Below are 6,788 nucleotides of genomic sequence, written 5' to 3' on the forward strand. Positions count from 1 at the left end.
GCCCCCTCCATGAAGAGGGAATCCAGCCGGCGCATCTCTTCTTTCAAAAGCCCCACCGCGTTTTCCAGGGAGTCACCGCGTAGCGAGTTGGAGCAGACCAGCTCGCTCAGTCCCGGCAGCTGATGTGCCTCCGAGAACACCGCGGGCTTCATCTCGTAAAGCTTCACCTTCACGCCGCGCTTCGCCACCTGCCACGCCGCCTCGCACCCCGCGAGGCCGCCACCGATTATTGTCACTTCTTGCACTATCGTTACCCCACACCCCCATCCTCACCCTGTCCCTCCCCTTGAAGGGGAGGGACGCGAGGGGAAGGGACTTTTAGAAAGAGCGGTTAGCTCTATAGATTCGCGATCTGACTACACGTGATACTGCACACTCACAACTTCACTTCGGCTCCCCCTCCCCTTCAAAGCCTGCCCGCCGTAGCCTTGAGCGAAGGCGGGGGGAGGGTCGGGGTGAGGATGGGGTTACCTCTTCCGACCAAATAAAAGCGGGGTCCGTAAAGAGACCCCGCGTGAAACACTCTTTGTTTTTCTTCCACTTTTTGTAGCTTGTCTCAGCTCTCCTTGGACTTACAGAACTGCAATCCCCCCTGTCCCCCCTTTATCAAGGGGGGAACCTGATTGAGGGATGGTGAGGGGCGATGCGATATTACGCGTTGCTCTTGTAGTCGCACCCTTCCTTGGGGCACTTCAGGAACTCGCCCTCGCGCTTGTAGACCTTCTTGACCAGCAGCGGGAAACCGCACTTCGGGCACTTCTGCTGCACGGGGAGATCCCAGAGGGCGAACTTGCACTCGGGATACCGGTTGCAGGAGTAGAAGAGCTTGCCGAACCTGGACTTCTTCTCGATCAGCTCTCCCTTGCCGCACTCGACGCAGGTGATCCCGGTCCCCTTGGGCTTCACCAGCGGCTGGATATTCTTGCAGTTGGGATAGGCGGAGCAGGCGAGGTATTTACCGAAACGCCCGTCTTTGATCAGCATCTTGCTGCCGCACTTGTCGCAGACCTCTTCGGAGATCACCGGCTCGACCACCTCGCCGGTCTCCTTGTCGAGCGGCCTGATGTAGCGGCACTCCGGATAGCCGGTGCAGGCGTAGAACTTGCCGAACTTGCCGAGCTTCACCACCAGCGGCTTGCCGCATTCGGGGCAGACCTCGTCGGTCGCCTCGGTGGTCAGATCAGACTTGTGCAGCTCGCCTTCCTTGAGCTTCAAGAGGTTGATGAACGGTCCCCAGAACTCCTGCAACAGCGGGCGCCAGTGCTTCTCGCCCCTGGAGACCATGTCCAGCTCCTCCTCCAGGTTGGCCGTGAAGTTGTAATCGACGTACTGGGTGAAGTGGTTGGTCAGCAGGTCGGAGACCACCATCCCCACGTCCTCGGGGAAGAAGCGCTTCTTGTCCAGGCGCGCGTACTTGCGCTCGGTCAGGGTGTTCATGATGGAGGCGTAGGTGGAGGGGCGCCCGATGCCGTACTCTTCCAGGGTCTTCACCAGGGTCGCCTCGGTGTAGCGCGGCGGCGGCTGGGTGAAGTGGCGCTCCGGCAGAAGCTGCTGCAGGTTGAGGACATCCCCCTCGTTGAGCGGCGGCAAGAGCCCTTCCTTCTCTTCGACCTCGTCGTCCACCCCTTCGATGTAGAGCTTCATGAAGCCCGGGAAGCGGATCACGGTGCCGGCGGTGCGGAACTTGAACCCTTCGCCCGCGGAGATGTCCACCGAGGTCTGGTCCAGGAGCGCCTCGGCCATCTGGCAGGCTACCGTCCTCTTCCAGATCAGGTCGTAGAGCTTGAACTGGTCGGAGGAGAGGAACTTCTTCAGCTCGATGGGGGTCTTGGAGATGTAGGTCGGGCGGACCGCCTCGTGCGCTTCCTGGGCGTTCTTCGCCTTGTTCTTGAAGAAGCGTGGCTTCTCGAGCGCGTACTCTTTCCCGTACAGGGAGCTGATCACCGCCTTCGCCTCGTCCAGCGCCTGGTTGGAGAGCACCACGGAGTCGGTACGCATGTAGGTGATCAGACCGACCGCCCCTTCCCCGATGTCGATACCCTCGTACAGCTTCTGGGCGGTGGACATGGTCTTCTTGGCGGAGAAGCCGAGTTTCCTGGCGGCCTCCTGCTGCAGGGTGGAGGTGGTGAAGGGGGGCGACGGCTGGCGCTTCCTCTCGCTCTTGGTGATCTTCTCGACGCGGTAGACCGGCTTGACCGGGTCCTTGACCACCAGCGGTGCGCCGGCGTCATCCGGCTGCTGCGGGAATTCCTTCCCCCCCAGCTGGCCGAAGATGCGGAAAGCGGTGTCGCGGTCGGGGATATCGAACTTGGCGAGCTTCTTACCTTCCGCCTCGACCAGCCCTGCGGTCAAGGACTGCCCCTTCTTGGTATCGAGCTTGGCCCCGATGGTCCAGTACTCCTGTTCGTTGAAGGCCTGGATCTCCTTCTCGCGCTCGCAGATGAGCCTCAAGGCCACCGACTGCACGCGCCCTGCGGAGAGACCGTAGCGGATCTTCTTCCAGAGGAAGGGAGAAAGGGTGAAACCGACCAGGTAATCGAGGACGGAGCGCGCCTGCTGGGCGTCCACCAGGTCGAGCGCGATGCCGCGCGGGTTCCTGACGGCGTTCAAGATGGCGTCCTTGGTGATCTCGTGGAAGACCACCCTTTTTATCTCGAAGGGAAGCTTCTTCTTGCCGTCCAGCCCGAGCGCCGCTAAGAGATGCCAGGAGATGGCCTCCCCTTCGCGGTCGGGGTCGGTGGCGAGCATGAGGGATTGTATCCCCTTCATCTCTTTCTTGATGGCGTCGATATGCTTCTTGCTCTCGGGGAGCACGGCGTACTTCGGCTCGAAGTCATGGTCGATGTCGACCGAGCCCTGCTTGCTGGGGAGAGCGCGCACGTGCCCGAAGGAGGCCAGCACCTTGAACTCCGGCCCAAGGAATTTCTCTATGGTCTTCGCCTTGGCGGGAGACTCTACTATGACGAGGTTCTGAGACATGGGTCACCTGATTGGTAATTTATGTAAAAGCGGTACTCTATGTTACCGCAAAATGCTTTCCTGGCAGCTGCATGACAGCTCCCTTCAGCTCCAAGCGCAGTAACGTAGCGGAAACCTCCCCCGCTGTCAACGCGCTCCGCACGATAATGTCATCGATCTGCAGCGGCCCCTGGCAGAGGAGCGCATAGATCTCGGCTTCCTGGGGGGTGAGCGAAAAGACGGGAGGCTTGAGCGGTTCGGCGGGAGCCTTCACCTCCAGGGAAAGCTCCTCCAGGATATCCTCCACCCTCTCCACGAGCTTCGCCCCTTCCTTGATGAGGCCGTTGCAGCCGCGGCTGCCGCTCATGGTCACGTTGCCCGGCACCGCGAACACCTCGCGCCCCTGCTCCAGCGCGTAGTGGGCGGTGATCAGCGAACCGCTCGCCTCTCCGGCCTCCACGACGACAACACCTTTGGAAAGGGCGCTGATGATGCGGTTGCGCCGCGGGAAATTCTCGGCCAGGGGCGCGGTCCCCATGGGGAACTCGCTGACGATGGCCCCCGCTTCGCCAAGCGCCTGGTGCAGGTTGCCGTTTTCGGGAGGGTAGACCACGTCGATTCCGCAACCGAGCACGGCGATGCTCCGCCCTCCGCCCCTGAGGGCGCCCCAGTGCGCCGCGGTGTCGATGCCGCGGGCCATCCCCGACACTACCGTCAGCCCCTGGTAGACCAGGTCCCGGGCCAGCCTGGTGGCGGTGGCCAGTCCGTACTGCGACGCCCGCCGGGAGCCGACTATGGCGACCGCGGTCTCGCTCCCTCTGAGCTCCCCCAGCACGTACAAATAAGGCGGCGGGTCGGGGATCTCCATCAAAAGGCGCGGGTAGCGCTCGGAGAGGATGTCGACCACCTGCGCCTTGGAGCTGGCGAGCTTCTCGCACTCCTCCTTGGCGAAGGGGTGAAAATCGTGGCTCAGCAGGGAATCCTGGGCAGCCCTGCTCAACCCTTTTACCTGGGCGAGCTCCTGCGCGCTCGCCGACAGCGCCCGCTCCGGAGTCCCGAAATGGGAGAGCAGGCGCAGGAAGGTGACGTTCCCCACCAGCGGGACCGACTTGAGAGCGAACCAGTAGTAGTACTCCATGGGGTCACCCCCTGTGGACTACCTGCGGAACCCCATCCTCACCCTGTCCCTCCCCTTGAAGGGGAGGGGACGCCGGGCCGAAGGGCGGGTGTCTTTATTGAGAACGAGCTACCGGTTGTTCTTCACGTCCGGCCGGACTACCTGTTTTCCCTGGCCGGAGTGTGCCCTTCGGCCGGACTACCTGTTTTTCCTGACTTCCACGCGGTCGCCACGGTAGATCGTGTCGACGCTCTTCACGATGACGGCGGTGGAGGTGTTGGTGTTTGTCTGCAGAACGACCACCGCGCCGACCACGTCCACCGGCAGTTTCTCTATCCTCGACAGCACCCAGCGCTGGTCGGGTTTCACATCGCGTACGATGTAGAGCATGTTGCCCGGCTGTACCCCCTGCGCCGTCCCCAGGTCGAGGAAGACCAGGTCGCGCACGGCAAGGGCGGAATTGCCGGTTTGGCTGTCCACGATATAGCCGGTAAGGTCGCGGTCGGCGGCCTTCAGCGCAACGGTCACCCTCTTTTCACGGTACGGCAGCAGGAAAGAGCCCGGGCTGATCTCCTGATAGGACTTGGTGACGATCGCCTTGGATGCGTCTTTTTCCACCTCCGAGAGCTGCAACTCGCCCAGCGGGATCACCCTGTCTCCCAGGATCACGTTGGTCACCGGGTGGCTGATGGCTCCCGTCTTCTTGTAGATGGAGAAACGGTCACCGGCGAAGGCGCCATGGACCCGGCCGATATCGGTATAGACAATATCATCGGTCCCCACCATCACGCGGTTCTGGGGGATGGAGATGATGCTGCCGGCCGGCGCCATCCACTTCTCCATGATGAACCCTTCGCTACCGGTGACGCTGAACGGCGAGGGCTGCTGCTCCTCCTGGACCGGGGGGGGAGGAACCTCTTTGGGTGCCTCTTGACTGGGAGCTTGCGGCGCGACTGCTGCCGGTGCAGGCTCGATCTCGATCCGGTCGCTGTAGACGCGGACCCGCTGCCCCGGGTAGATGAAGTGCGGATTGCCGATGGTGCCGTTGGCTGCCCACATGTTCGGCCAGTAATAGGGGTCGTTCAGGAACCGCTTGGAGAGCCCCCAGAGCGTGTCACCGGGGACGATGGTGTAGATGGTAGGCTGTTCCGATTGGGCGGCCACTGGTGCGGCCTGGGCTGCCAGGGCAAAAAATAACAGTGCTACAAAAAAGCAGGTTTTCATACGCTCCTTGAGGGGGCTTGGGCGCCCCGGCCTCTTCCCGGCGTGATGATCCCACGGCTCGGGTGTCTGATCCTATGTTCCGGAACCCTCTGAAATCCATACGAAATAGCGCAGCCAGAGCAAAAATTTAACACAATTAAAGCTTTTTCGGCATCAATGTCAAGGAGAAAGCGCCTATTTGGGGGTTCATTCCCTGCCGGTTCTGTGTTAGGGTGGGTGGCAATTTGCTTTATAAACAGGGTGAGCAACACCCATATCAATTTAAATAGTTACTCATTTTAGCGCTGACTGTAGGGTGGGCACCGCCCACACTGCCAATGTCAGGCAACGGGGATCATTGAGCTAGATGGAAGTAGGATCAGGTACTCTGACTGCTGACCCCAAGGTCGCAGGTAGGGAGGAAAACCTCCCGGCGCAACGACGCAAGCCGGAACTGCTGGCACCCGCCGGCAACATGGAGAAACTCAAGGTCGCCGTCCGCTACGGGGCGGACGCCGTCTACCTGGGCGGCAAGGCCTTCGGCCTCAGGAACCTGGCCGGCAACTTCACCGTGGCCGAACTGGCCGAGGCGGTGGAGTACGCCCACCGGCACGGCGTGAAGCTCTACCTTACCGTCAACGCCTTTCCCGGCAACGACGACATCGCCTCCCTGGAGAAGTACCTCGACGAGATCGCCCCGATCGAGCTGGACGCCTTTATTGCGGCGGACCCCGGCGTTATCTCGCTCCTGAAGGAACGCTTCCCGGATAGGGATATCCACCTCTCCACCCAAGCCAATACCACCAACTGGAGAAGCGCCCGGTTCTGGATGAGCCAGGGAGTGAAAAGGGTCAACCTGGCCCGGGAGATGCCGCTGGCGGAGATCGGCGAGACGGTCAGAAACTGCGACGGCCTGGAGGTCGAGGTCTTCGTGCACGGAGCCATGTGCATCTCCTACTCCGGCCGCTGCCTCCTCTCCAGCGCCATGACCGGCCGCGACGCCAACAAGGGGGAGTGCACCCAGCCCTGCCGCTGGAACTACGCCATCGTGGAGGAGACCCGTCCGGGCCAGTATTTCCCGATCCACGAGGATGAAAGCGGCACCTTCATCTTCAACTCCAAGGACCTCTGCCTGATCGAGCAGCTCCCGGAGATCGTGGCAACAGGCGTTCACTCGCTGAAAATCGAAGGACGCATGAAGGGGATCTACTACGCCGCCAGCGTGATTCGGATCTACCGGGCCGCCCTTGATAGTTACTGGGAAGATCCGGAAAATTACCGGCTTAAGCCCGAGTGGCTCAAGGAGTTGAGCAAGGTTAGCCATCGCGGCTACACCACCGGGTTCCTGCTCGGAAAACCCCGCGACGTTGACCACGAGTACCTCTCCGACTACGTCAGGAACTTCGAGTTCGTCGCCATGGTGGAAGGCGAAGCGCCCTGCGGCGGGACAGTGTTGGGGGTGCGGAACCGGCTGCAGGTGGGCGACACGCTGGAACTGATCGGGCAGGGA

5 protein-coding genes are annotated in these 6,788 nt (G+C 61.6%); 1 reads left to right on the forward strand and 4 read right to left on the reverse strand.

Translation table 11 applies throughout. The features are described from left to right. From VJ604_RS15575 to VJ604_RS15590, 4 genes are all read right to left on the reverse strand, one after another. The coding region (locus VJ604_RS15575) for an FAD-dependent oxidoreductase (RefSeq protein ID WP_324084097.1) at window positions 1–248 on the reverse strand (248 nt) is incomplete at its 3' end. Window positions 249–651: 403 nt separating this feature from the next. Next, the gene (topA, locus tag VJ604_RS15580; RefSeq protein WP_324084090.1) at window positions 652–2,979 is read right to left on the reverse strand and encodes a type I DNA topoisomerase; all 2,328 of its coding nucleotides are present in this window, start codon (window positions 2,977–2,979) and stop codon (window positions 652–654) included. Window positions 2,980–3,016: 37 nt separating this feature from the next. Then, window positions 3,017–4,096, reverse strand: a complete 1,080-nt coding sequence (gene dprA / locus VJ604_RS15585; RefSeq protein WP_324084093.1) for a DNA-processing protein DprA — start codon at window positions 4,094–4,096, stop codon at window positions 3,017–3,019. Between the two features lie 177 nt (window positions 4,097–4,273). Beyond that, window positions 4,274–5,299, reverse strand: a complete 1,026-nt coding sequence (locus tag VJ604_RS15590; protein WP_324084095.1) for a LysM peptidoglycan-binding domain-containing protein — start codon at window positions 5,297–5,299, stop codon at window positions 4,274–4,276. Window positions 5,300–5,753: 454 nt separating this feature from the next. Between VJ604_RS15590 and VJ604_RS15595 the strand changes: the two genes are divergently transcribed. Beyond that, window positions 5,754–6,788 (forward strand): U32 family peptidase (locus VJ604_RS15595; protein WP_324084099.1); only part of this gene is annotated, 1,035 nt, incomplete at its 3' end.

The sequence above is a fragment of the Geomonas sp. genome (assembly GCF_035254065.1).
GTDB lineage: Bacteria > Desulfobacterota > Desulfuromonadia > Geobacterales > Geobacteraceae > Geomonas.